This is a genomic window from Hyphomonas sediminis, assembly GCF_019679475.1.
Taxonomy (GTDB): domain Bacteria; phylum Pseudomonadota; class Alphaproteobacteria; order Caulobacterales; family Hyphomonadaceae; genus Hyphomonas; species Hyphomonas sediminis.
The window spans coordinates 537,545-560,380 of sequence record NZ_JAIEZP010000001.1; the positions used below are offsets into that span (position 1 = coordinate 537,545).

Sequence of the window (22,836 nt, forward strand, 5' to 3'; positions counted from 1 at the left end):
ATGAAATGGACTTCCTGGCTGTTTGCCGCCTTCGCGCTCTCCACCCTCGCCTTTCCTGCGCCCGCCGAAGCGCAGGCCCGTATCCGCGATGTTGTAGACGTTCAGGGCGTCCGCGAAAACGATCTTGTCGGCTACGGCATCGTCGTGGGCCTCAATGGCACAGGCGACACAGTCCGAAACTCACCGTTCACGGAAGACTCTCTCACCCACATGCTCGAACGCCTGGGCGTGAACGTTCAGGGTGAGGATATCAAGCCGAAGAACGTTGCTGCCGTTATGGTTACGGCCGCACTTCCCCCCTTTGCCCGCTCCGGCTCCTCCATTGATGTCAATATCGCCTCGATCGGAGACGCGACCAGCATTGAGGGCGGCACGCTGATCCTCACGCCCCTGCTTGCCGGCGACAATCAGGTTTACGCCGTCGCACAAGGCACAGTCATCGTCAGCGGCATCGATGTGAAGGCGCAAGGCGCGCGCGAAACACGCGGCTCACCGACAACCGGCGCGATTCCGAACGGCGCCCGTATCGAGCGTGAAGTGAACTATGACTTCAACAGCCATCAAACGATCTCACTCGCTCTGCGTTCGCCAGACTTCACCACCGCCGCCCGGATTGAGGACACGATCAATGCCTCGGTAGGCTTCACGTTGGCATCGATGCGTGATCCCGGCACTGTTGATCTCGATCTGCGCGGGATGACCGAATCCCCCTCCCGCATCCTTGCGAGCATTGAAAACTTGGCCATCCAGGTGGCCACCCCTGCTCGCATCGTGATTGACGAAAAATCTGGCACAATTGTTCTGGGAGAGGACGTGACGATCTCCCGCGTGGCCATTGCGCAGGGCAACATCGCCATCAAAGTGCGGGAAACGCCGGTTGCATCCCAACCCAACCCCTTTGCCCGGGGCGAATCGATTGTCCTGCCCCGCTCCGAGATCACAATCACGCAGACGGGCAGCAACAATATCGCCATGCTCGATCCGAATGTAACGCTCTCGCAGCTGATCGCAGGCCTGAACGCACTGGGCGTGTCGCCGCAGGAAATGGCAGACATTATCCGCGCCATGAAGGCAGCCGGTGCCATTCATGCCGAGCTGGTCATCCGTTAGCGGAGAAGATGTCTTCCCTAAAAGGCAAAGGCCGGATCCTGATGGAGCCGGCCTTTTGTTTTAACTGCGGGACCGAATTGGGTCGGGTCACCGTCCATTCGGCTTGTTGATTGTGATCATGCCGCGCCGGCGCATATCCATCAGCGAAGTAAGGAACTCGCGCTGGATCACTTCGGCTTCTTCCGGGGTCGCAATCACAATCTCCTTCAGGTCTTCGCGGTACTGGTCCGCCATCCGCGAGGAGATATTGCCCAGAAGATAGTCTGCAACCGCATCGTTGGTTCCGCGGAAGGATGCGAGCAGACGCAGCACGGTCAGTTGTTCAAGCTCCTTGAAAACGATCGGCACGGACGGACGCGGCAACAAGCCTGGCAGGCCCTCAACTGTGAACAGGCCCTTCTGAATGCTGGGTAGCTTGGTTTCATAGCGCTGCTTCAGAAAGTCGACGAGATTGTCCCGCTTGTCCGAAGGGATAAGGCTCAACACCTCCCCGATGGTTTCAAGATGGCTCTCATCTTCGCCGTCGCCGCCATCGAAGCCAGCCGCATTCAGGAATTCCATTTCCAGCATGCGCTCGATCACCGAATCGATGCCCGGATCGAGCTTCGGCGCCTCGACCATCTGACCAAGGGTCGGGCCCAACTTTTCATCTTTCAGATGGCAGATGATGCTGGAGGCAACGGAAGCATCCAGCTTGCGCAGGATCAGGGCGATAATGTTCGGTGTCAGCTTGTTGAGATATTCGGCAATCGCCCTCGGCTCACGGGAGCTGAGGCGGCTCCAGATGTCTCCGATCTCCACAAATTGCGGGATCGGCGCCATGATCTGCTCTTCACCGAAGATTGCCGTCATCCGCTCCGAATCGACCACGCCCTGGATCACTTCCCGTGCCCGCTCCCTGCCCCCGCGAAGGGCACCGGCGGACTTGCGCAGCTCTGTCAGGAAGCCGATCACCACGGAGATCAGGTCTTCACGCGACAGGTATTTGATCGTCTCCAGCGAGGAGGCAACCCGGGCCAGCGCGGCATCGTCCAGCCGTTCCACGATCGGCTTGGCGGCCTTGTCGCCCAGAAGCGCAATGATCACCGCCGCGCGCTGGGGCGGCGTCAGCGACGGGCCGGCAGGTTCAGCCTTGGCCGCAGCTGCTTCGCTCCGGCGGTTCATTCTCGACACATTACTCATGTCGCATAGCCCCTCAACACGGCTTCCGTAATCTTGAGCCAACCATCCGCGAGCACAAAGAAGCCAAGCTTGAACGGGAGGGAAACAACTGTCGGCGGCACCATCATCATGCCAACCGCCATAAGGACTGATGCGACCACCAGATCAATCACCATAAACGGCAGGAAGATCACAAAGCCGATCTGGAAGGCATGCTTGATCTCGCTCAGCATGAATGCGGTTGCCAATAGCGAAAAGCCGGGCTCCTGACCGTCCACGACCGGTCGGTTCACCGCGTCGCCGAGTGTCATCAGCGCTTCCGGGTCCGTCCTCTGCATCATGAAGGCGCGGAAGGGCTCTGTGGTAAGTGTCCAGGCCTGCTGCTCGTCCAGCGCGCCATTCATGTAGGGAGAAATGCCGTTCTCCCAGGCCGACATGAACACAGGCTCCATCACAAAGAATGTGAGGAACATGGCCAGCGCCATGATCATCATGTTCGGCGGTGCCTGCTGAACACCAATCGCCTGCCGCATGAACGAAAAGACGATCACCATGAATGGCAGACAGGTGACCATCATGGCGATGCCAGGCACCAGGCTCAGCACCGTCACCAGCAGGACAAGCTGGATCACCGAGCCTGAAAGCTGTCCGTCACCGGAAGAATTGAGTAGCCCTTCAAGGGCCGGCGGCACAGCTTCCTGCGCATGGGCTGCAAAGGAAAGGCATGCCGCAAAAGCGGTCATGAACAGGAAACGGTAGAAGACCGCCGCCCGGATCATTCGGCGTCTGCAGCTTTCTCGCTGATCTCGACAATCTTGACGGCGATCTGGCCATCTTCGGTCTCAACCAGCTCGCCCTTCGCGATCAGCTTGTCGCCGATATAGAGATCCACCGGGTCATCGATGCGGGATGTCAGCGCGATCACTGAGTCCGGCTGAAGCTCCAGGATCTCCTGAACGCTGAGGCGTTTCTGCCCGATCGAAACCGTAACGGTCACCGGAACGCTGTATATGGACCGCCGGTAGGAATTGCGCGCGGAAGGATCGCGGCGTTCGGCGCCGTCAAACTCTGCCGCCTTTTCGGGTTGGGCCATCACATTTGCTCCGTATTTGTCTTGTGAGTTGATCCGAGTTCGGCAAGGCAGTCGTTCAGGAGGCCTTCAAAATCGAAGGTCACCCCGCCCGTGCGCCAGGACACATCCGCCCGGCCGCCCGCCTGCCCCTCCCGGGAAACAATTTCGCATCGTCCTTCCAGAGAAGGATGACGACTGACCATCTCGGTCAGTTGCGCGGCCAGCTCCGGGGCGGCCGTTATCTCAACGACTGGCACCGAGGTCGGGATCAACCCTGGAAGGTGCCGGCCGATCTCTTCGGCCAGGAAACGGCGCGACAATTCGGGGAACAGCTGAGCTGCTATTGCCTGAATCGAGTCGACTGTCTGCTGACGGGATTCGAGGTCAATCCGGTCCATCAGCTTGGCAAGATTGCCGATTGCTGCCTGCAGCGCCGCGGTTTCCTGCGGAATAGGACGCACGGCCACCGGCTCGGACTTGACTGGCTGAGGCGCCATCGGCTCCTCTTCCATCATTGCCGACGCCATCGGCATGTCTGGCTCAGGCAGCGGCTCGCCGGCGGTCAGCGCGCGCAGCCAGTCGGCTGGCCGGCGCTCGGAAACCGCATCAAACCGTGGCAGGTGGGAGAACACGGCCTCACTCATTCACGGCCACCTTGTGATCGTCAAAGGCTGACGCGATCGGGTCATCATAGGCCGACTGCTGATCTTCCGTGAGCCATTGCTGGAGAAGCGCGGCGGCCTCGTCCTGTCGCTCGCTCGCATAATCCTTCAGGTATGAGAACGGATCGGAGTCGCCGTCGGCTGTACCTGCCCCGGCGCCTGCGCCAGCTCCGGCGACAGCGCCGCCAACGCCCGTGCCATCCGGCGCCAGCGCGCCCTTCGGCTTCTGCACCAGCATCGGGCGCACAACGCCCACGCCCAGCACAATCACGACCACGCCCAGCAGCAAAGCCTGCAGGCCAGACCAGAAATAGCGTTCCATCAGCTGTTCGAAAATACCAGGCGCCTGCACAAGATCATCCGCCGGCAGCACCTGGAACGGCATCAACTCCACGGAAATCGAATCGCCGCGCGCCGTGTCCAGCCCGGCCGCAGAGGAAACCAGCTTCTCGAAGTCCGCGATCATCTGCTGCTGCACCTGCGTGGCGTCTGCCGCCGTCGGATCAATGCCCAACGCCTGCTGGTTCAGCAGCACCGCCACGCTGATCTTCTGCACCTTGCCCGGCAGCGTCTCGACTTCGGTACGCGTCTCGTTGATCTCGTAGGCAACCGTCTCGGTCGACCCTTTATTCGACGACGAGCTGCCGGTCGCGCCGCCCGTACCTTGCGGCAGGTTGCTGGCCACGGTCATGCCGCCGCCGGAACCGGCATTGGTGGAATTGGTGTCGTTGGTCGTCCGGTTACGGATGACGCGGGAATTGGGATCAAATGTCACAGCCGAAGTCCGCGCCCGCTCCCGGCTCACATCCACGGTCGCCGAAACCCGCGCATTGCCGGCGCCCACGCGCGGCTCCAGCAGGCGCAGGATCTTCTGCTCCAGCAGGCTCGCCTGGCTTTCAGCGGCGATCGCGGGCTCTTCGGTCTTGTTGGCATTCGGCCCGGCAAGGATACCCTTCACCGGATCGATCACCGCCACATCGTCTGCGCTAAGACCCGCCACAGCCAGCGCCACCATGTACTGGATCGCTTCGGCCTGGCCGGATGTCATGTCGCGGGCGGTCGTCAAGGTTACCGACGCGGTCTGGTGGGGCTGCGAACGCGAGAAACCAGAACGAAGATTCGCGCCGATATGCACACGCGCCGACGACACGCCGGGAATCGCCAGAATCGTGCGCGTCAGCTCGCCTTCCTTCGCCCGCCAGTAGGAGGCGTTGTACATCTCCGAGGTTACCGAGAATCCGTTGACCTCGTCGAGCAGTTCATAGCCCTGCACAGAGGGACGCGGCAGGCCCTGCTGGGCCAGCGTAAAGCGCACCGAATCGCGCTTTCCCTGTGGCACGAAGATCGACTCCCCCTTGATTTCATAGGGAACTCCAGCCTGATCGAGTTCCTGGATGATCTCGCCGGCATGGGACGGCTCAAGCCCGGAATAGAGCAACGTCATCGGGTCACGGGTCGCGCCCTGAACGAGGAAACTCATGGCAGCAATGATGCCCAGCGCAGCGGCTGCCAGCATCAACTGCCGGGAAAGCGGCAGGGCTCGGAGATTATCGATGAACTTCATAAATGTGTGCGCCCCAGGCGGGTTCGAGTCAGCCGTAATGATTAAGATTTGAGGCCAAAACGTTAAGGTTATCTTTACCCCGGATAAGTCAGAAGAAGCTTGCCTCACCAGATAACCCCGGGGGCTAGATGGCCAACAAACCCGACACCGACGATTCGGGTCAGACGGAATCCGGAAAGAAGTCCGGCGGTGGTCTCGCCGGGCTGCTGATCGTTGCTGCCGCTTCCCTGGTCAGCTCGTTCGGCCTGTTCTACTTCCTGAGCCCGCCTGCCCCCTCCGCCGCGGCCTGCCCGCCCGGCGAAGGCGCCGCCATGACCGTCACCCAGCCGCTCGCGCAGGATCAGGTCTATGTGGAGATGAAGGAAATCCTCATCACCATCGGCAGCGCGCCGGCAGACCGCTACCTGAAGCTCAACCTGTCGATCGTCACCTCCGGCAAGGACAACGCCGCCAAGGTGAAGGCTGCCGAGCCGATGCTGATCGACGCTTTCAACAACTACCTGCGCTCGATTGAGCTCAGCGATCTGGAAGATCCCGGTTTCTATCCGCACCTGCGCGAACAGCTGGCGCGCCGCTCCGAACTCGTCCTCGGCAGCGCTGCTTCAAACGGTGTGCTGATCACGGAATTTCTGCTGAGGTAGCGCCATGGATATCTCGAGCACCCTTTCCGCAATCCAGCCCACAGACGTTGCGATCTTCCTCGTGTCGTTTGCGGCCTGCATCTACTGCATCGTCCTCTCCCGGCGCCTCAAGGCGCTGCAGGATACGAAAGACGGGCTTGGCGCCACGATCACGGCGATGACGAACTCAGTCTCTGCCATGTCTCAGGCAACCCATGACACGCGCACGCGCGTCGAAACCATGGCGACCCGCCTCGCTCAGCTGATCGGCGACGGCGAAAAGATGTGCAAGCGCCTGGAAGACACGATCATGACCATGGAAAGCTCGCAAACGAGCATGACCAATCAGGTCCATACCGCCCAGACGGAGCTGAATGTGATGATGCGCGATGTCCTCGACCAGTCGCGGGCGCGCATTGTCGAGATGACCACCCTGATGCGTCAGATGCGCGCCATGTCCGAAGCTGGCGAACCTGACATCACTGCCCCCCTTACCCGCGTTAAATCGGCCTGACCCCGCAATGAGTACCGCCATGAGCAATCGTTCAAATGTTCTCCTCACCCTCGGCGTGCTGTTCACGATCGGGGGCGCGACGCGCTTCCTGCCCGATGCCATCGCCTTTGCGGAGCAGACACCGGCGGCAGACAAGCATGACAGCGCCGAAGCAGCGGCAAAAAGCGAAGTTCCGAAAGCCGATACCGCCACCGCGAGCCAGGTGCCGAGCCAGCTCAAGGAAGTCTGCTTCTCTTCGGAAAGCGCCTCCCTTGTTCAGGAAGACCAGTGGCTGTTCGAATCCGAGCGGCAGGAACTGACGCAGAAACAGCTTGAACTTCAGGTCTGGGAAAATCAGCTCAAGGAACAGACCGCCGAGCTGAAAGTCCTGCAGGCGACGCTCGAATCGCGCTGGCAGGAAATGCAGGCCAGCTCCGACAAGGATCTCGATCATCTGGCGCGCATGTATAGCGCCATGAAGGCCGACCAGGCCGCACAGATCTTCAATCAGATGGATGCCGGCTTTGCCGCCGGTTTCCTTCGCCTGATGGCGTCCGATCAGGCCGGCCTGATCCTTGCCAATATGGAATCCCAGAAAGCCTATCTCGTCAGCGTCAAGCTCGCCTCGATGAATGACGACGTGCGCAATCTGCCGCCTCCGGCGAACTGACGCAGCGTCCACGCCCTTCCTCCCTATCAGGAATGACAGGTCAGTCCCGCGAGGGCTCGTGATACTGTCCAGCAAGTTGCCGCCCGCTGTCGCGGGTGGAAGTTCTGCATTTGCGTCGGATGACCTCTGGGAGGACACTATGAGCGAGCTTCAGACCTATCTCGGCTGGAAGGTGGATTACACGACCCCGCCCGGCGAATCTGCCCTGATCGCGCCAGACTCGGTCAACTGGCAGGTCTTCAAGAATCCCGTTGCCCTCGCCATCGGCGGCATCTGCGCCGTGCTGCTGGAATTTGCCGATGCGCGCATTCGCTCCGGCGTCTGGGATCATTCGGTTTTCAAGACGGACCCCATCGGACGTTCCAAGCGCACAGGCACTGCCGCCATGGTCGGCACCTATGGCCCCGCCAGCGCCGCCCGGCGCGTCATTCAGGGCGTCAACAATATGCACGCCCGCGTCAATGGCGAGACCCCAAACGGGGAAGCCTACCGTGCGCTCGATCCGGAACTTCTCGATTGGGTCAGCGCGACTGCCGGATACGGTTTCATCACCGCCTATCACCGCTTCGTCCGGAAACTGACGGAAGACGAGTTCAACAGCTATTTCATCGCCTCAGAACCCGTCACGCGTCTTTATGGCGTGCAGACACCCCTGAAATCCGTCGCAGATTTCAACGTCATGATGGCGCAGCTCCTGCCACGGTTTGAGCCTCACCCCATCAATACCGAGTTTCTGGACATCATGCGTTCGGGCCGCGCGGCGCCCAACGTGCCCAAAGGCCTGCAAAGCGCGCTGGTTCATGCCGCCGTGGATATTCTCCCGGCGCCAGTGCGCGAGCGCCTTGGTCTTGGCGCGGAATATAACCTCTCCCCGATTGGCCACCTCACGGTCAAAGCGATGGCCAGGATGGCGGAGCGCACACCCGATCTCAACGGCCCGGCTGCGCAGGCAAGCGAGCGTCTTGGCCTGCCCCGCTCTTTCCTCTGGAAATCCCCGGCAGAACGCAAACGCCTGCTGGAAGATGCCCGCAGCCGCGGCGCGCTGCAGAAGGCAACGGCATGAACCTCGCCTTCACCCGCGCCGAAGAGGCTTTCCGCGAAGAAGTCCGCGATTTTCTCGCAGATTGTCTGACCCCGGAGCTGCACGCCTATGCAAAGCGCATGACCAGCGTCTACGCCACCCGCGAAATCGGCATGGCCTGGCAGGCGATCCTCGTGAAGCAGGGCTGGGCCGCGCCCTCCTGGCCGGTCGAATATGGCGGCACGGACTGGACCGTCGCCCAGCGCTATATCTTCGATGTTGAAATGGCCCGCGCCGGCGCCCCGCCGCTCTCGCCAATGGGCATCGGCATGTGCGGCCCCGCCCTCATCGGCCATGGCTCGCAGGCGCAGAAGGATTACTACCTTCCCCGCATTCTCTCGGGCGAGGATTTCTGGTGTCAGGGATACTCGGAGCCCCATGCCGGCTCAGATCTTGCCGCCCTCACCATGTCGGCGGTCGAAGAGGGTGACGACTTCATCTGCAATGGCTCCAAGATCTGGACCACTCATGCCAATGAAGCCAATAAGATGTTCTGCCTTGTACGGACCGATGCCACCGGCAAGCCACAACAGGGCATCACCTTCCTCCTGATCGACATGGACCAGCCCGGTGTTACCGTCGATCCGATCATCATGCTCTCAGGCGAGCATATCCAGAACGCTGTCTTCTTCTCGGATGTGCGTGTGCCAAAGGCCAACGTCATCGGCCGGGTCAATGATGGCTGGACCGTCGCCAAATACCTGCTGGAGTTTGAGCGGGGCGGTTCCTCCTATGGCCCGCGCCTGCTCGCGCGCGTCCGCGCCCTCCGCCAGGCCGCTGGCGAGGAAGGCCTCCTTGACGCCGGATTCGCCCGCAAGCTTTCCCTGGCCGAAGCCGAAATTCTCGCCCTTGAGGCCGCCGAGCTTCAGCAGATGTCTGTCCTCGCCAGCGGGGGCACGCCGGGCCTCAAAGCCTCGATGATGAAAATCCGGGGAACCGAACTCAGCCAGCACCTGACCGAGCTGTCCCTCGAACTCGCCGGCGTCTATGCCGCGCCCTTCCAGCCGCAGCATTTGTCCCCCGGAGGGCCCGTTCCCGCCTCAAAAAGTCACGGTTTGTCCTCAAAAGTACACTATGTGGGCCCGGAAAGTGCCCTGACGGTCTCTTCGAAGTACCTGAATGACAGGGCCGGATCGATCTATGCCGGCTCAAACGAGATCCAGCGCGGGATCCTTTCCAAGGGACAACTCGGCCTCTGAAGAACCTTCAGAAGCCGCCGCCCGTCTTGAATCCGCCGCCGCGCTTTCCTCCACCGGATGGGAAGGATCGCCCGCCGCTGCGCGATGGCCGGGAGGTCCGCTTCGGCGGTCCGGGGAAGATCGGGCCGGATCCGTATCCACCCCCTCCCCGCGTGGTCTCGCGCATCACTTCCTCCAGCACTTCGCCCAGTACGCCGCCGATCACGCCGCCCAGCACATCGGGAAGACCGATGGTCTGGCTGCGTCCCTGTCCCCCAAAATCCGGGTGCGCTTCGGCCGGCGCCTCTGCCCGCCGCACGGACCGGCTGAGCCGCTGCAACGCCCCACGGACATCAGTCTTGCCTCGCATCAGATCGGCAATCATCTCATCAAATGCCGCCCGCGATACAATCGCATAGGGACTGTCAAACCGCGCCTGCTTGAACTGCCGCCGCAGTGCCTCCACCTGCCCCAACTCATCCCGCATTACCGCTGGTCTTGCAGCTATTCTGCCAGCCTCCAGCTCCAGCGACATCTCCTCCGACCGTAGCCGGACGAGCGTATCGACTATCCGGTCATCATCGAGTTCGACCGTTTCCGCCGCAAGCAACCTGAGGTCAGGAAAACTCGCCTTTCGTAGCTCCGTTTCCAGTTGCTGGCGCGCCTCGACTGCTGGTCCCGTCTCCCGGCGAAGCGCAGCTTCGTGCCGTTCGGCCGTTTCCCGATGGCGTGTTTCGGCCAGCGCTATTTCGACGTCGCATGCGGCAATCTCTGTCTTGATCCTGTCGGCTTCCGCCTGCAGCACCTGCGTGCCCGCATGTGCCATCGCGCGCGCTTCTGCTTCCACAAGCTTTGCTTCCGCCTCATCCGCCAGCCGCTCCATATAGGCCGCGTGCTCAGCGATACGCTGGGGCAGCTCAGTCAGGCGCTGATAGTTCAGGAACGCCTGGTCATACCGGCAGAGCTTCGCCACCCAGCCATCCAGCATGCGGATAAACGGCGCTGCCTTGTATTCCGGCGATCGGAATTTCCGCTCCCACAGATAGCTGAACAGCGCGTCCTGCCGGTAAGGTTTGCCCTTCTCGTCCCGGTCTGCGAGCGCGATTTCCAGCTTCTGCGCCGCCCGCAATGTCATTGCACGCGCCTCTTCGGCAGCCCCTGTAAGCACAGCGTACTCGTTGCTCTGCTTCAGCCGCACCTCAGCTTCGGCGACTTTGGCTTCAAAGGCCGCGACGGCAGCATCATGCTCTGCGGCAAGCTGCGCGCGCGCCTCCTCCTTTGCCTGAACGTCTGCAGCGGCCGCTTCAAGCGCCTTGCGCTCAGTTTCCACGAAGGCGGCATGGCGCTCAGCAATCGCCTGCGCCGAAGCCTCGAGCGCGCCGAACGAATTCTTCTCCGTGTTCGCCTGCATCAGCCCAAGCCGCAGATCGGCTAGCTGGGCATAGGCGGCGGCCTGCTCACGCTGAATCCCAACCCGGCGCGCCTCGGCGCTATCAGCAGCAACCAAAGCGTCGCTCAATGACTGACGAGCGCGAGCAACCAGAGTGTCAATCTGCGCCAGCGCTTCGCGTCCGTTGAATGAGTTGCTCATGCCCTCACCACTCCAGGATCGCGCCGCCGGGTGTTTCGACCGAATATGCCGGCGACAGATAACCTGCCAGTTTTCGTCCGATCACGGCGTTCTGGATGATCTGGTCGTCGCCCTTGTCTTCTGCGACCGCGCGAAACTCTGCCTCCGTCACGCGCTGCCCCCAACGGGTTACCCGCGCGGTGCGCCGGTCTTCCTCGCTCGTGATGGGAACATCTACAAGCCGGCCATTGGGATCAACCGCTTCCACAATCAGATAATAATTTCGCGCGCCGGGCACATCATCCGGAATCCGGAAGACACCCGATCGCGCTTCGTTCGGCCCATACACGATACGAACCTCATACACCCGGAGCAGGTCTCCCTGGAGCTCGGCCAGCCCATCGCGGGCTGCGCGCGCACTCTTTGCGTCGCCGGCCGCTATCGCGCCCTGCCCCTCAGCCTTGAGGGCATTCGCCTTGAGAGTTACCTCCTCTTCCAAAGCGGTTTCGGCGACAACCCGGTGCAGCCGGTCGATTTCTTCAGGCAGGGTTTCGCTGAGTTCGATCCGGGCTGCCTGCTCGGCCTGCCGGGCCGGAACGGCGACGCCGAAATGCCATGCCGTTCCCAGCGAACCGAGCGCGATGACCGCGAGCACCAACGGCGCCATCCAGCGGCTGCGAGAGATATAGAGTTTCGCCAGGCTGACAGACAGAGACGGCTTGGGCGGTTCATACTGAAACCGTCGCTCCTCAAGCGCCTTTACGCCCTCCTTCAGGATGTGCTCAGGAACATCTATGCCTTGGGCGGCATAAATTTCCTTCAGCCGGACGAGCAGGGCTTCCTCCCGCGCGCCGGCATCAAGCTCGCTCAGGACGAGCTGTTCCCGATGCCGCAGCGTGTCGACCACGTCCATCGCAAGAAGAACATCGTCCAGCTTGCTCTTGTCCACGGCAGGAGGCGCAGCGCGCTGGTTCACGGCTTGGGAAGCAGCGCGAGGGCCGCGCCCTCCTCAACCAGCTTCGTCAGGCGGCGCTTGCCATCTTCCACCGCTTCCCGGATTTCTTTTGAGTTCTCTGTCGCAAGAACCCGCATCTCGGCGATGATCGTCTGTGTACGCTCCTGATAGGAAACGACGCTGTCGACCAGCATTTTCACAGATGCCGCAGAGACCGTCGGCCCATAACCCGCCTTGACGGCGGCTTCCTGGATCTGCCCGCCAATCTCGGCCAGCACTTCAAGGCTCTGGTTCACGCCCTTCTTCATGGCTTCCAGCGTCTGCGTGCTCTCATGCAGGCCATGCATGCCGGTGAAGCTCGCGGTCAGCGCCGTCAGCACCACTTCATTGGTCGAGAAGAAACTCACGGACTGGGCGTAGACACGCTCCTTGGCGCTCGTCGTCTGAACGAGGCGCGCCATGATCACTTCGGACGTGTTGTAACCGATAGTAATGTTGTCGGAGAGATCCTTGGAAACCTGGTAGCGCTTCTCTTCAGCCTGCAGCAGGCGGAGCTGTTCGTCGCGCGCAAGCTCCAACCGCGCACGCTCGGCGGGATCTTCTCCGGAATACCCAGCAACAGTTGTAACTGCTTCGCCAACTTTCAGCCGGGCGGCTTCCAACTCGCCCTCAGCCGTCTTGAGCACTTCCAGCGCCAGCACTTCGGATTGCTTCATCGCGCCGCGGAAATCTAGATACGCTTCCAGGATCTTCCTTTCACGGTCGATCTGGTTGGCGGTCTCGTCCTGCACCTCGAGGTAAAGATCCTTGATCTTGCCGAAACGGCTGGCGATGTCGCCGCGCGTCATCTTCATCCAAACATTGGAGACGCGCTCCATCGTGGAAATCTTGCCATCGGCATACTGGTCGACGAGGGATTTTGCGTCGTCGCGGATCGTATTGAACGCGGTCGTCACGCCTTCGTAGCGCTCGCCAACCGTGATGCCGGACACCTGCTCGCGCACCACATCGTTGAACAGGCTCGCCTGATCGAGCGTGCGCGCGATGGCGGCCACCTTCTCCGGTTCGAGATCAGCGATCTGCTCAAGCAGGGCAACAATCGGCGCTGCCGAGTTCTTTCCCTCATCGGGAACAAGGCCGAGCTGTTTCAGCCCGCCCATCGCCTTGTCGAGATACTGAAGTGCCGAAGGGCTCGCCGTCTGGGCCATTTTGCTCATGTCTCCCTTGCAACCGCGAGGACGCGGACCAGAGCAAAAGGTATCAAAGCAAGGTCTGCACGCAAGGGGAATTTATCGAAAAACGGCAAATTTCGAATATTGAAATGCCATCAAAGGCCCCTATTGGAACAGCCGGAAACGGCTGCAAGCGCCTGGCAGATTCAACAAATCAAAGGGGAGAAAGAATGGTGGGCGGTACAAGGTTCGAACTTGTGACCCCTACGATGTCAACGTAGTGCTCTACCGCTGAGCTAACCGCCCTCTCGTCACCGCAGCCTGATGGCCCGTGCCGGAAGAAGAGGCGTAATGGACAATCCGCGCTGGCGCGTCAAGCGGCCTTTGTGCGTGATCTACAGATGATCGCCGCGCAAGGCCTCAGGCGGCCATCACCTTGTCCACTTCTTCGACGATTTCGCGAAGGTGGAACGGCTTGGACAGCACCTTGGCGCCAGCAGGAGTCGGGGAGCCCGACGACAGGGCGACAGCCGCGAAGCCCGTGATGAAAACAATCTTCATGGCCGGATCGAGTTCGGCGCCGCGGCGCGCCAATTCGATCCCATCGAGACCCGGCATCACAATGTCGGTCAGGAGTAGGTCGAATACTTCGCGCTCAAGCGCCTGCAGGGCGGTCTCGCCGTCTGCATAGTCCTGCACATCATGTCCCGCCCGGCGCAACGCCGAGGCCAGGAATGTGCGCATCGAATCATCGTCTTCTGCAAGCAGGATCTTGGTCACGCAGGGTCCCCTGTGATGCGACTCATGTAATTAACACATTAACACCACCGATGGTAAATCGGCGGTGAACACTGAGGCTTGCAAGGCTCACGCCAATACGCAGGCGCTGAAAAGCCCTTGACCTTGCGAACGATTGTCAAACCATTGCGCAGATGCCGGATACGTCGCCCTTCCTAACGATTCATGAAGACAGGCCCTCCGGGCCTGAATCTCTAAGTGCGCCGTTCGTTCTGGCAGCGCCTGACAGCGACCTTGCTCCCATCGTCTTTGCCAGCCCGCATTCAGGCAGCCTTTATCCCGATCAGATGGTCTCGGCGCTGTGCGTGCCGCTGATGGACGTGCGCCGGACAGAAGATGCCTTTGTCGACGAGCTATTCGCCAGCGCGCCGACCCATGGCGCATCGCTACTGTCGGCCCGCTATGGCCGTTCCGTGGTCGACCTCAACCGCGACCCGCATGAACTCGACCCCACCATGTTCCATGACGGCCCTCCGCGCGCCTGCGCCTTGCCGACCCCCAGAGTTGAGGCCGGTCTCGGCTGCCTGCCAAAGGTCGGCGCCAAGGGAGAGGCGATCTATGCCCGCCTCCTCTCCCGGGAAGAGGGCGAACAGCGCCTCGCCGGCGTTCATGATATTTATCACGGCCAGCTTGCCGCCATGCTGGAAACGCTGCGCGCCGCTCATGGTCGAGCGCTGCTGATTGATTGCCATTCCATGCCCTCGGTCCAGCCGGGTCGCCGAAACCTCACGGATATTGTGCTCGGAGATCGGTTCGGATCGAGCTGCGATCCCCGGCTGATGAACAGGTTGGAGCGGGTTTTCCGCAATCACGGCCTGACGGTAGCACGCAATGCGCCGTATGCGGGGGGATACACGACCCGCCGGTATGGCCGTCCTCGTCGTGGCCTTCACGCCCTTCAGATCGAAATCAATCGCGGCTTGTATATGGATGAGCAGATGATCACTCGCACCAGCGGGTTTTCCCAACTCCGCCCGGTCATGGATGCGGTAATCCAGGAGATGATCGACGCTATCGGACACCTCATCCCAAGATAACAGTCCCATGTTTTTCTAACTTGAAAGAAAAAAGGCCGCGCCAGTGGGCGCGGCCGAAGTCAAAGGGAGGAAACGCCAGAGGCGTCTGCACCGAAGTGCAAGTTCAACCTATGTTGCGACGCACAATTGACCAACAACCTATTCACCTCTTCCCCGCCCCCGCCTCGCGAGTGCCTGAATTTGAGGCAGTTTCCCCGGCCCGGCACGGCAATTGCGTAGAAACCGCGCGATTATCCTGTTTTGGGACTGATAGGCGGTCCCGCACCAGAAGGGAGAGGATCATGGCTGACGAAACTGATCTGCATGTTGGCAAACGGCTTCGCCGCCGCCGCCGGCTGCTTGGCATGACACAGCAGGAACTGGCGTCCCAGGTAGGCGTCCGCTTCCAGCAAATCCAGAAATATGAATGCGGCGCCAACCGCATCACCGCCTCGCGCCTCTACGATCTGGCGAAAGCCATGAACGTCTCGGTCCAGTATTTCTTCGACGGCATGGTCTCCCAGAGCACGATGCCGAATGCAGCGAATGACGCCGAACATATGGAAGGCGACATCCTCTCCCAGAAAGAAACCCTGGAACTCGTGCGCGCATATTACCGCCTCGGCGAGCGCCCGCGCCGCCGTCTGCTCGAACTGGCGAAGGCCCTCGAGCAAGACACCTCCAGCACCGGCGCTGCTTGACCTGATGTCACGGGCGGGGCATCGCCTCGCCCATGACCTCCCAACGAGACTTCGCTTCCGATATCGCGCTCGCCCGCCGGCTCGCTGACGCCGCATGGAGCGCGATCCGTCCGCATTTCCGCAATCTTGCGGAGATCGACCATAAATCTGGAAACGGAAACGCCGGCTTCGATCCTGTTACCGAAGCAGACCGTGCCGCCGAACTGGCGATGCGCGCGATTATCGCTGCCGAGCGCCCGAATGACGGCGTAACCGGCGAAGAATTCCCTGACACCGACTCAGCCAGCGGCTGGCGCTGGTATTTCGATCCGATCGACGGCACGCGCGCTTTCGTGGCCGGCCTGCCCGTTTGGACCACTCTGATTGCGCTGGTGGACCCCGACGGCCACCCAGTCATGGGCGTCATTGATCAGCCTGTACTGGGCGAGCGCTATATTGGCGGGCCGGATGGATCGGTGCTGGAGACGCCGGCAGGGTCATCCCCCATCTGCGTCTCCGGAAATCCGGACCTGCGCACCGCAACCATCTCCACCACCGACCCGTTCATTCTTACGCCGCCTGAACAAGGCGCCTGGAACCATCTGCGCTCGGCGGCCCGCATCACGCGGTATGGCCTGGATGCCTACGCCTATGCCCGCCTTGCCGGAGGGACGCTGGATCTCGTCGCCGAGTCCTGCCTCAAGGCCTGGGATGTGGCGGCGCTGATCCCGGTGGTTCGCGGCGCGGGTGGCCTTGCCACCAACTGGCGCGGCGAAGCCCCGGCTCTAAGCGGTCAGATCGTCTGCGCAGCCAGCGAAGGCATTCTGGAACAGGCGCTCCTCGCGCTGCGCCGGGCGGCTGACTGACCCGAAAGCTGCCCGAGTATCCTATCGGTGCCTCAAGGCCCTTCTACCACGTGGCCCTTCTCGCGAAGCATCTCGATAACACTGCCCTCCCCAGCAAGGTGGCCCGCGCCCACAGCAACGAGGACCGTTCCCGGAGATTCCAGCATGACCTCGATCTTCGGAACCCAGCGCGCGTTCCGGTCGGTCATCATAGCATCATAGATCGGTTGGGATCCGAGCATTTCGGGATTGGACATCAGCGCGCCCAATCCGTTCACATCGCCGTCTGCCCATTCATCGACGAGCAAGTCTAGCGCGGCGGTGCCGTCTTCAAGACCATCCACAGTCGCCATCAGGAAATCGATCTGCTCGCAATTGCCAAGCCCCGCGAGGCCGCCAAGCTGGTCGTCCACCGTTTCAAGGAACGCAAAGCTCGCGCCGTGCTCCAGGGCAGCGCGCTCGATAACCTTTTCAACGCCGGCTTCCGGGTCAAAACCCTCATCGATCATCTGCTTTACAGAGATGTTGATCGCCGCCATCCAGGGCTTGTAGGGCTGAAGTGCCTCCACCGGCAGGTCTACCAGTTGCAAGGCCTCGGTCAGCTCCTCGGTCTCGGTGCCGGAAAGCAGGCTGGTCAACTGCGTGCCATCCGCAAAAAAGCCCTGCCCGGTATAGAACTTCATCAGCTCCCGCTGGGCCTCAGGGCTCGACACATCGGCCTCGAAAACCACGGTATCGGCGCTCGCAATCGCCGCTTCGATCACCGGTGTCTGCCACTGCATATCCGGCCGCAACAGATGGACCGTTCCGAACAGGTAGACCACCGTGTCCTCATCCGACATCTTCCAAAGTGCTGGCGCCCCGGCGCCCCGGCTCTCCTGGGCGGCGGCCAACGCGGCCTCTTCCAGCGCCGGGCGCCGGGCCCGGGCGTCTGCTCGGCTTTCCGCACTACATGCTTCAGCGACAACCTGCGTGGCTGGCGCTGCCGGCGTCTCGGCAACCTCTGCGCCGCCACAGGCAGAAAGCAGGGCGCCAGCGCAACAGACAAGAGCGGTTCGCAAGAAAGCTGTTTGCATGAAGGAAGCGGCCTTTCAGGTCAGATGAACAGGTTACACCAAAACACCTAAGGCCCCCGCCCGCCGCCGTCCATGCCATGGCGCAGGCAAACGCGGTTGCGCCGCTCCCCAGCTTCGCATAAACACCGGCTCGGCCTGCACCCATAGCTCAGCTGGATAGAGCGTTGCCCTCCGAAGGCAAAGGTCAGAGGTTCAAATCCTCTTGGGTGCGCCATTCGCCAAATGAGCGAGCCGCCAACTCACAATTCCCCAAATTCAGTCGCCGGACCTTTGATCGAGGTGGCGCGTGGGAAGTTGGCTTTCGTGCAGGATGGCGACAACGGCGATTATACCCTCAATCAGCATGTAGAAGATGGCATGCCGCTGGACGCGGAAGCAGCGATAGCCCGGCTTCAGATGATCGATAGGAAACCCAATGTCCGGATTGGCGCGTAGCGCTTTGAAGCCTTCCTTGAGGTGGCCCATATAGAGCGAAGCCTGTCGCGCTCCGAACTCGCGGCGAGTGTAGGTCCGAATATCTGTCAGATCGCGCTGGGCATCTTCCGTAATGCGGAGCGTCGTCATCCAAGATCAGCCTTCGGCAGCGAAAATCCGGTCGATATCTTCATCCGAGTTCAGGTCTGTATAGGCGCCGTCGCCAAGCTGCTCTGCCCCCGCTTCAAGACGGGAAAGCAGGTAGGCCTTGCGTGCTTCCTCCTCCTGATCACGGCGCACGAGATCGCGGAAATATTCGCTCTCATTGTTGAACTGGCCACGCTCAATTCGCGCCGTGATCCAGATCGCCATCTTGTCGGGCATGGAGATGGTCTTGCGCATCATGGGAAGCACTCCTTCAGGACACATCAATAACATGTATGAACTATTCATACAATCGACTTCCAGCTCTACGCCTTTTCTCGAAACTTCGATCAATCACAATCCGGAAAGAGTTCTCGTCTTCACCCTCCCCGGTGCGCCATTCTCCCGCGACCGCCAGCACGTTGCCCCCCTTCAAATGCAGGCCATTCCTCCGGCATCGACCACCACAACCCCGCGCGCGGGAAAACAGTTATGCACTGCCTGGAGGAAACGCTTACCTTTTATGGTCAGCCACGCCCCCTATTTTTCTGTCACTCGTCAAGGATGACGGGCTATCAGCATGCCAACAGGAAAGGAGGCAGCACATGAACAAGAAAGTTCTCGGCCGCTTTGGCAACAATCAGGGACATTGGGTCGGCGACGGCTTCCCCGTTCGCTCGCTGTTTTCCTACCATTCCCTGGGACAGCACGCGAGCCCGTTCCTCCTGCTCGACTATGGTGGCCCACACGTGTTCGAACCGACCGAGCATCGCCGGGGCGTTGGCCAGCATCCCCATCGCGGGTTTGAAACCGTGACTATCGTCTATGACGGGGAAGTCTCCCACCGGGACTCCGCCGGCAATGGCGGCACGATCGGCCCGGGAGACGTACAATGGATGACCGCCGCAGGTGGCATCATTCACGAAGAATACCACTCCTCTTCCTTTGCGAAGACGGGCGGCCCCTTCAAGATGGTGCAGCTTTGGGTGAACCTTCCGTCCAAGGACAAGATGGCACCTGCCGGCTATCAGGGTATTCTGTCCTCGCAGATCCCGGTGGTTGACCTGCCTGGCCATAAAGGCGAGGCCCGGATCATCGCCGGTGACCTCTATGGCGCGAGCGGCCCGGCCAGAACGTTCACTCCCGTGAACGTCTGGGATGTGCGGCTGGAACGGGACGCTGACTTCACCCTTCCCTTGCCGGAAGGCCACACCACGATGCTGGTCGTCCTGGGCGGCCATCTCACGGTCAATGGCACCGAGCAGGTCGGCGAAGCTGAAGTCCTACTTCTCAGCCGGGAGGGCACTGATGTCACTATCCATGCCGATGGCGACACCACCCTACTCGTCCTCACAGGCGAGCCTCTGAACGAACCGATTGTCGGCCACGGTCCCTTCGTCATGAATACCGAGACGGAAATCCGCCAGGCCATTGACGACTTCAATTCGGGCCGGTTCGAACGCCTGCCCGCCTGACGGCAGAAAAACAGCGGCCCCCGGATCATCTCCGGGGGCCGTTTCATCTCCTGGCGATTCTGCGAATGCCTGCCTGAAAAGGAAAGGCCCCGGCTTTCTGCCAGGGCCTCCGGGTTTACTAGAAGTTGGCCTTGAAGCCGAACTTCGCCGTCCAACCATACTCTTCATACTGCAGAAGGCGGTCGCCTTCCGGACGCTTCTGGTAAGCGGTGTAGGTCGCATCGTTGATGTTCACCATTTCCGCGAACAGCTGGAAGTTCTGATTGATGCGATACTTCGCCGAAGCGTCCACCTGGAAGTGCGGCTTCACGTAACGATCCGCTTCCGGATCGCTGCCAAGCTCATCGAGATAGGAAGACCGGCCAGCGCCCGAAAGACGCAGGCTGATCGGACCTTTCTCATAGCCCAGGACTATGTTGTAGGTGTGCTCGGCAGAGGTCGGCAGCGGAATGGAGCGAGAGCCGTCTTCCGTCAAAACGTCACCTTCAGCGTCGGTGTAGGTGTAGTTCAGGTTCGTCACCAGGCCGTCGAACGGTGCCGGAAGCATCGTGAAGGCTTGTGCGTAAGAGAACTCAAACCCGCGAACCTCGGCTGTGTCGCCGTTGATCGGGATGGTCGCTTCGTCATAGGCGATGCCGTTGAACTCGCCGCTGAGGAATTCCGCGTCCACGATGAAGTCGTCGATCTTCTTGTAGAAGACGCCGCCCTGGATCACGGCTTCCGGAGAGAAGTAATACTCCAGCGTCGCGTCAAAGTTGGTGGCGCGATAGGGATCAAGATCCGGATTTCCGAATTCGCCCGTGCGCTCATTGTCATCATTCTCTTCGATGATGAAGCGGGGGGCCATCTTGCCGAAGCTCGGACGGACGATCGACTGGAACGCGCCGAAGCGGGCGACAATCTTGTCGCTCACATCGTAACGAATGTTCAGGCTGGGGAGTACATCCGTGTAGTCCTTGCTGATCGAGACAGGCGTCACGAACAGGGTGTCTTCGTCGAGCGGCAGGCCGTCAACGATTGCGCCCTCTTCAACCAGCTCTGCACGGTTGCCGTTTGCGTTCAGCTCGGTCTTCTCAACGCGCACGCCGCCGATCACCCGGAGCGGACCCGACTGGTACTTGCCCATCAGGTAGCCGGCCAGGATCTGCTCGTCTGCTTCATATCCCTCTACTGTCGAAGCAAATGCGGTGTCGAGTTCATTCAGCTCGAAGGCGCCGAGACCGTTGACCGCGATGAAGGCACGCGCACGATCGAGCGCCGGAACAACGCCCAGATCTGCCAAACCATAGGAAGGCGAACCGGCGACATCGGCCAGCGTAAAATCGCCATCATAGTCGTCATAGATATCGTACTGGAAGGCGAGCGTCTTGTCGCGCTGGCGCAGCTTGGCGCCGGACTTCACTTCCAGCGTACCGTTGGAAAGCGCAAACTCACGGGCCACGTCAAACTTGACGGAGGTTTCCTTGTCCTTGGCACGCTCCCTGGTCGTCCGCTCAAGGAGCGTAAATCCGTAATTGGACGGGTCGTTGAATGCGGCCTCGCCGAAGTCGATGTTAAAGGCAGGCTTGTCCATGTCGGAATAGTCAACCGTCACACCGAGCGCGCCCGGCGTCTGGAAGCGGGCCTGGAAGCGCATCGGATCAAGCGAGCCATCTTCGGTCTGGTCTGCTTCCGAATAAGCGATGTCATAGTTCACCGTCCACGGACCGCTGACGGTTTCACCGCCAGCCGACACGGTGCGGATGGTCTGGATTTCGCGGCGGTCCTTGAGGTCGCGGCGAACCTGGATGCGGCCGTCCGCAGAGTCGAACGATGCCGAGTTGCCATCGATCGAAGTCGGCTCGTCAAAACCGAAAACCAAGCGGCGGCGCAGTTCAGTGTCGTCGAATTTGGAATAGAGGCCGCGAACATAGAGATTGGTGTTCTCGGTTGCGCGGAAATCGGCGCCCAGCGTGAAGCCGTAGCGCTCGCGGCGGACATCATAGTCGCGGTATTCGAGGTCTTCGGCGTAGCCATCGTCCTGCCAGCCATCCATCTCGATATTGTCGGTGGAGAATTGGCGGTCGTAGTAGCTAAAGCCGCCCGATAGACCCACTCGATCCCCAATCAGCTTGATGAAGTCGATGGAGCCTTTCGGCGAAGTCTTGCCGTTGAGATCGTTGTAGGACCCCTCAAACGACATCGAGAAGAGATCTTTCTTCCGGTCGAAAGCAGAGGTCGTGTTGATCTCGATCGAGCCACCGATGGTGTCAGCATCCATGTCCGGGGTAAGGGATTTCTTGATCTCGATCGACTCGATGAGTTCCGACGGGATTACGTCCAGGGCCACAGCGCGCTCGTCACCGCCGGTTGCCAGGACGCGGTTGCCGTTGATCGAGGCGGAGTTGAGGTTCGGGTCAAGACCGCGCACCGAGACGAAGCGGCCTTCGCCCTGGTCGTTCAGAACATTCAAGCCAGGCGCGCGGCGCAGGGCTTCTGCCACGTTCTGGTCCGGGAACTGACCAATAGCATCGCGGCTGAGAACGGTATCGACCGTATCGGATGCGCGCTGACGGGCCAGAGCGTTGAGCAGGTTCGCTTGCTGACCGATCACAAGCACCGTGTCCATGACGGCCGTATCGCCCTGCGCGCCGCGTGGCGCAAGCGCAAAGGATTCAACCGTCGCAGCGTTGTCAACGAGCGTGATCACGCGGGTCTGTTCCTCTGCACCCGGATAACGAACGCGCAGCGTGTAGGTGCCAGCCGGCACGTTAACGAAGCGGTAGGAGCCATCCTGACCAACCTCAGCACTCTGATTGAGCTCCACAAGCGTCACTTCTGCGCCGCGAAGCGACCGCGTGCCGCTGGAGTCAGCGACTTCGCCCGTCACCGTGCCGGCCATTGCGGCAGGAACGGCGATGGCAGTTGCCAGAATACTGGATGCGAGCAACCGGGCGGTCAGACCCCGGCCAAGGAAAGTAGAATCGAACATGGGACAGCCCTTCCGCTTTAATTCGAAGCGGCGGGTAACAGTCGATTATCTCAGACTTGCGACAGTTTTGCGTAGTTATTGTTGCGGGGATCACGCGCCCCAGCCAGCG

At 60.9% G+C, this 22,836-nt stretch carries 23 protein-coding genes and 2 tRNA genes; 11 read left to right on the plus strand and 14 right to left on the minus strand.

What is annotated here, in order from left to right; genetic code table 11:
- The gene (locus K1X12_RS02620) at nt 1-1,110 is read left to right on the plus strand and encodes a flagellar basal body P-ring protein FlgI (protein ID WP_220986086.1); all 1,110 of its coding nucleotides are present in this window, start codon (nt 1-3) and stop codon (nt 1,108-1,110) included.
- Between the two features lie 87 nt (nt 1,111-1,197).
- Here the strand turns inward: K1X12_RS02620 and K1X12_RS02625 are convergent, their stop codons facing one another.
- Genes K1X12_RS02625 through fliF form a run of 5 tightly spaced genes read right to left on the minus strand, consistent with a single transcriptional unit; the run spans nt 1,198 to nt 5,569 of the window.
- A complete protein-coding gene (locus K1X12_RS02625) occupies nt 1,198-2,292 on the minus strand; it encodes a FliG C-terminal domain-containing protein (protein ID WP_220986087.1) in 1,095 nt (364 codons plus the stop codon).
- Nucleotides 2,289-3,050 carry a flagellar type III secretion system pore protein FliP gene (gene fliP / locus K1X12_RS02630; protein ID WP_220986088.1) on the minus strand — a complete coding sequence of 254 codons (762 nt, stop codon included), beginning with the start codon at nt 3,048-3,050 and terminating at the stop codon, nt 2,289-2,291. The genes K1X12_RS02625 and fliP overlap by 4 nt, the downstream gene beginning before the upstream one ends.
- Nucleotides 3,047-3,364 (minus strand): FliM/FliN family flagellar motor switch protein, encoded by a 318-nt coding sequence (locus K1X12_RS02635; RefSeq protein WP_220986089.1) that lies wholly within the window; start codon nt 3,362-3,364, stop codon nt 3,047-3,049. Before K1X12_RS02635 ends, fliP begins: the two co-directional genes overlap by 4 nt.
- Nucleotides 3,364-3,987, minus strand: a complete 624-nt coding sequence (locus K1X12_RS02640) for a hypothetical protein (protein ID WP_220986090.1) — start codon at nt 3,985-3,987, stop codon at nt 3,364-3,366. The genes K1X12_RS02635 and K1X12_RS02640 overlap by 1 nt, the downstream gene beginning before the upstream one ends.
- Nucleotides 3,980-5,569 (minus strand): flagellar basal-body MS-ring/collar protein FliF, encoded by a 1,590-nt coding sequence (gene fliF, locus K1X12_RS02645; RefSeq protein WP_220986091.1) that lies wholly within the window; start codon nt 5,567-5,569, stop codon nt 3,980-3,982. Before fliF ends, K1X12_RS02640 begins: the two co-directional genes overlap by 8 nt.
- Before the next feature lie 128 nt (nt 5,570-5,697).
- On the opposite strand from fliF, the gene K1X12_RS02650 reads away from it, so the two are divergent.
- The 5 genes from K1X12_RS02650 to K1X12_RS02670 all read left to right on the plus strand — a co-directional run bounded on the left by K1X12_RS02650 (nt 5,698) and on the right by K1X12_RS02670 (nt 9,632).
- Nucleotides 5,698-6,210, plus strand: a complete 513-nt coding sequence (locus tag K1X12_RS02650; protein WP_220986092.1) for a flagellar basal body-associated FliL family protein — start codon at nt 5,698-5,700, stop codon at nt 6,208-6,210.
- Nucleotides 6,211-6,214: 4 nt separating this feature from the next.
- On the plus strand, nt 6,215-6,703 hold the full coding sequence (locus K1X12_RS02655; RefSeq protein WP_220986093.1) for a hypothetical protein: 489 nt from the start codon (nt 6,215-6,217) through the stop codon (nt 6,701-6,703).
- A gap of 19 nt (nt 6,704-6,722) precedes the next feature.
- On the plus strand, nt 6,723-7,352 hold the full coding sequence (locus K1X12_RS02660; protein ID WP_220986094.1) for a MotE family protein: 630 nt from the start codon (nt 6,723-6,725) through the stop codon (nt 7,350-7,352).
- Between the two features lie 139 nt (nt 7,353-7,491).
- Nucleotides 7,492-8,415: an oxygenase MpaB family protein gene (locus tag K1X12_RS02665; RefSeq protein ID WP_220986095.1), complete on the plus strand. Its 924-nt coding sequence runs from the start codon at nt 7,492-7,494 to the stop codon at nt 8,413-8,415.
- Nucleotides 8,412-9,632 carry an acyl-CoA dehydrogenase family protein gene (locus K1X12_RS02670; protein WP_220986096.1) on the plus strand — a complete coding sequence of 407 codons (1,221 nt, stop codon included), beginning with the start codon at nt 8,412-8,414 and terminating at the stop codon, nt 9,630-9,632. The genes K1X12_RS02665 and K1X12_RS02670 overlap by 4 nt, the downstream gene beginning before the upstream one ends.
- A gap of 7 nt (nt 9,633-9,639) precedes the next feature.
- On the opposite strand, the gene K1X12_RS02675 is transcribed toward K1X12_RS02670, so the two are convergent.
- The 5 genes from K1X12_RS02675 to cpdR form a co-directional block, all read right to left on the minus strand.
- Nucleotides 9,640-11,202 (minus strand): coiled-coil domain-containing protein, encoded by a 1,563-nt coding sequence (locus K1X12_RS02675; protein ID WP_220986097.1) that lies wholly within the window; start codon nt 11,200-11,202, stop codon nt 9,640-9,642.
- 4 nt (nt 11,203-11,206) lie between these two features.
- Nucleotides 11,207-12,130, minus strand: a complete 924-nt coding sequence (locus K1X12_RS02680; protein ID WP_220986098.1) for a DUF6384 family protein — start codon at nt 12,128-12,130, stop codon at nt 11,207-11,209.
- Between the two features lie 23 nt (nt 12,131-12,153).
- Nucleotides 12,154-13,353 (minus strand): cell surface protein, encoded by a 1,200-nt coding sequence (locus tag K1X12_RS02685; protein ID WP_220986099.1) that lies wholly within the window; start codon nt 13,351-13,353, stop codon nt 12,154-12,156.
- A 186-nt stretch (nt 13,354-13,539) separates the two neighbouring features.
- A tRNA-Val gene (locus tag K1X12_RS02690) sits at nt 13,540-13,614 on the minus strand.
- 114 nt (nt 13,615-13,728) lie between these two features.
- Nucleotides 13,729-14,088, minus strand: a complete 360-nt coding sequence (cpdR, locus tag K1X12_RS02695; RefSeq protein WP_035600105.1) for a cell cycle two-component system response regulator CpdR — start codon at nt 14,086-14,088, stop codon at nt 13,729-13,731.
- A 152-nt stretch (nt 14,089-14,240) separates the two neighbouring features.
- Between cpdR and K1X12_RS02700 the strand changes: the two genes are divergently transcribed.
- From K1X12_RS02700 to K1X12_RS02710, 3 genes are all read left to right on the plus strand, one after another.
- The gene (locus tag K1X12_RS02700; RefSeq protein ID WP_225907848.1) at nt 14,241-15,143 is read left to right on the plus strand and encodes an N-formylglutamate amidohydrolase; all 903 of its coding nucleotides are present in this window, start codon (nt 14,241-14,243) and stop codon (nt 15,141-15,143) included.
- A 281-nt stretch (nt 15,144-15,424) separates the two neighbouring features.
- The gene (locus K1X12_RS02705) at nt 15,425-15,823 is read left to right on the plus strand and encodes a helix-turn-helix domain-containing protein (protein ID WP_220986100.1); all 399 of its coding nucleotides are present in this window, start codon (nt 15,425-15,427) and stop codon (nt 15,821-15,823) included.
- Between the two features lie 32 nt (nt 15,824-15,855).
- Nucleotides 15,856-16,668, plus strand: coding sequence for an inositol monophosphatase family protein (locus tag K1X12_RS02710; protein WP_220986101.1), 813 nt, complete (start codon nt 15,856-15,858; stop codon nt 16,666-16,668).
- Nucleotides 16,669-16,700: 32 nt separating this feature from the next.
- Here the strand turns inward: K1X12_RS02710 and K1X12_RS02715 are convergent, their stop codons facing one another.
- Nucleotides 16,701-17,723 (minus strand): TraB/GumN family protein, encoded by a 1,023-nt coding sequence (locus tag K1X12_RS02715; protein WP_220986102.1) that lies wholly within the window; start codon nt 17,721-17,723, stop codon nt 16,701-16,703.
- A gap of 137 nt (nt 17,724-17,860) precedes the next feature.
- On the opposite strand from K1X12_RS02715, the gene K1X12_RS02720 reads away from it, so the two are divergent.
- Nucleotides 17,861-17,937 (plus strand) — tRNA-Arg (locus K1X12_RS02720).
- 41 nt (nt 17,938-17,978) lie between these two features.
- Here the strand turns inward: K1X12_RS02720 and K1X12_RS02725 are convergent.
- A complete protein-coding gene (locus K1X12_RS02725) occupies nt 17,979-18,287 on the minus strand; it encodes a type II toxin-antitoxin system RelE/ParE family toxin (protein ID WP_220986103.1) in 309 nt (102 codons plus the stop codon).
- Nucleotides 18,288-18,293: 6 nt separating this feature from the next.
- Nucleotides 18,294-18,542 (minus strand): ribbon-helix-helix domain-containing protein, encoded by a 249-nt coding sequence (locus K1X12_RS02730; RefSeq protein WP_220986104.1) that lies wholly within the window; start codon nt 18,540-18,542, stop codon nt 18,294-18,296.
- 344 nt (nt 18,543-18,886) lie between these two features.
- Here K1X12_RS02730 and K1X12_RS02735 point away from each other — a divergent pair, with 344 nt between their 5' ends.
- Nucleotides 18,887-19,756 carry a pirin family protein gene (locus K1X12_RS02735; protein ID WP_220986105.1) on the plus strand — a complete coding sequence of 290 codons (870 nt, stop codon included), beginning with the start codon at nt 18,887-18,889 and terminating at the stop codon, nt 19,754-19,756.
- A gap of 118 nt (nt 19,757-19,874) precedes the next feature.
- Here K1X12_RS02735 and K1X12_RS02740 read toward each other — a convergent pair whose 3' ends face one another.
- Nucleotides 19,875-22,727 (minus strand): TonB-dependent receptor, encoded by a 2,853-nt coding sequence (locus tag K1X12_RS02740; RefSeq protein WP_220986106.1) that lies wholly within the window; start codon nt 22,725-22,727, stop codon nt 19,875-19,877.
- Between the last annotated feature and the right edge of the window lie 109 nt (nt 22,728-22,836).

Bases quoted from the DNA above. Each gene is read 5' to 3' on its own strand.
- K1X12_RS02675 (WP_220986097.1), bottom strand. From the start codon at position 11,202: ATGAGCAACTCATTCAACGGACGCGAAGCGCTGGCGCAGATTGACACT.
- K1X12_RS02670 (WP_220986096.1), top strand. From the start codon at position 8,412: ATGAACCTCGCCTTCACCCGCGCCGAAGAGGCTTTCCGCGAAGAAGTC.
- K1X12_RS02620 (WP_220986086.1), top strand. From the start codon at position 1: ATGAAATGGACTTCCTGGCTGTTTGCCGCCTTCGCGCTCTCCACCCTC.
- K1X12_RS02710 (WP_220986101.1), top strand. From the start codon at position 15,856: ATGACCTCCCAACGAGACTTCGCTTCCGATATCGCGCTCGCCCGCCGG.
- K1X12_RS02735 (WP_220986105.1), top strand. From the start codon at position 18,887: ATGAACAAGAAAGTTCTCGGCCGCTTTGGCAACAATCAGGGACATTGG.
- K1X12_RS02740 (WP_220986106.1), bottom strand. From the start codon at position 22,727: ATGTTCGATTCTACTTTCCTTGGCCGGGGTCTGACCGCCCGGTTGCTC.
- K1X12_RS02700 (WP_225907848.1), top strand. From the start codon at position 14,241: ATGCCGGATACGTCGCCCTTCCTAACGATTCATGAAGACAGGCCCTCC.
- fliF (WP_220986091.1), bottom strand. From the start codon at position 5,569: ATGAAGTTCATCGATAATCTCCGAGCCCTGCCGCTTTCCCGGCAGTTG.
- K1X12_RS02715 (WP_220986102.1), bottom strand. From the start codon at position 17,723: ATGCAAACAGCTTTCTTGCGAACCGCTCTTGTCTGTTGCGCTGGCGCC.
- fliP (WP_220986088.1), bottom strand. From the start codon at position 3,050: ATGATCCGGGCGGCGGTCTTCTACCGTTTCCTGTTCATGACCGCTTTT.
- K1X12_RS02685 (WP_220986099.1), bottom strand. From the start codon at position 13,353: ATGAGCAAAATGGCCCAGACGGCGAGCCCTTCGGCACTTCAGTATCTC.
- K1X12_RS02625 (WP_220986087.1), bottom strand. From the start codon at position 2,292: ATGAGTAATGTGTCGAGAATGAACCGCCGGAGCGAAGCAGCTGCGGCC.
- K1X12_RS02655 (WP_220986093.1), top strand. From the start codon at position 6,215: ATGGATATCTCGAGCACCCTTTCCGCAATCCAGCCCACAGACGTTGCG.
- K1X12_RS02705 (WP_220986100.1), top strand. From the start codon at position 15,425: ATGGCTGACGAAACTGATCTGCATGTTGGCAAACGGCTTCGCCGCCGC.
- K1X12_RS02730 (WP_220986104.1), bottom strand. From the start codon at position 18,542: ATGATGCGCAAGACCATCTCCATGCCCGACAAGATGGCGATCTGGATC.
- K1X12_RS02640 (WP_220986090.1), bottom strand. From the start codon at position 3,987: ATGAGTGAGGCCGTGTTCTCCCACCTGCCACGGTTTGATGCGGTTTCC.
- K1X12_RS02665 (WP_220986095.1), top strand. From the start codon at position 7,492: ATGAGCGAGCTTCAGACCTATCTCGGCTGGAAGGTGGATTACACGACC.
- K1X12_RS02635 (WP_220986089.1), bottom strand. From the start codon at position 3,364: ATGGCCCAACCCGAAAAGGCGGCAGAGTTTGACGGCGCCGAACGCCGC.
- K1X12_RS02725 (WP_220986103.1), bottom strand. From the start codon at position 18,287: ATGACGACGCTCCGCATTACGGAAGATGCCCAGCGCGATCTGACAGAT.
- K1X12_RS02660 (WP_220986094.1), top strand. From the start codon at position 6,723: ATGAGCAATCGTTCAAATGTTCTCCTCACCCTCGGCGTGCTGTTCACG.
- K1X12_RS02650 (WP_220986092.1), top strand. From the start codon at position 5,698: ATGGCCAACAAACCCGACACCGACGATTCGGGTCAGACGGAATCCGGA.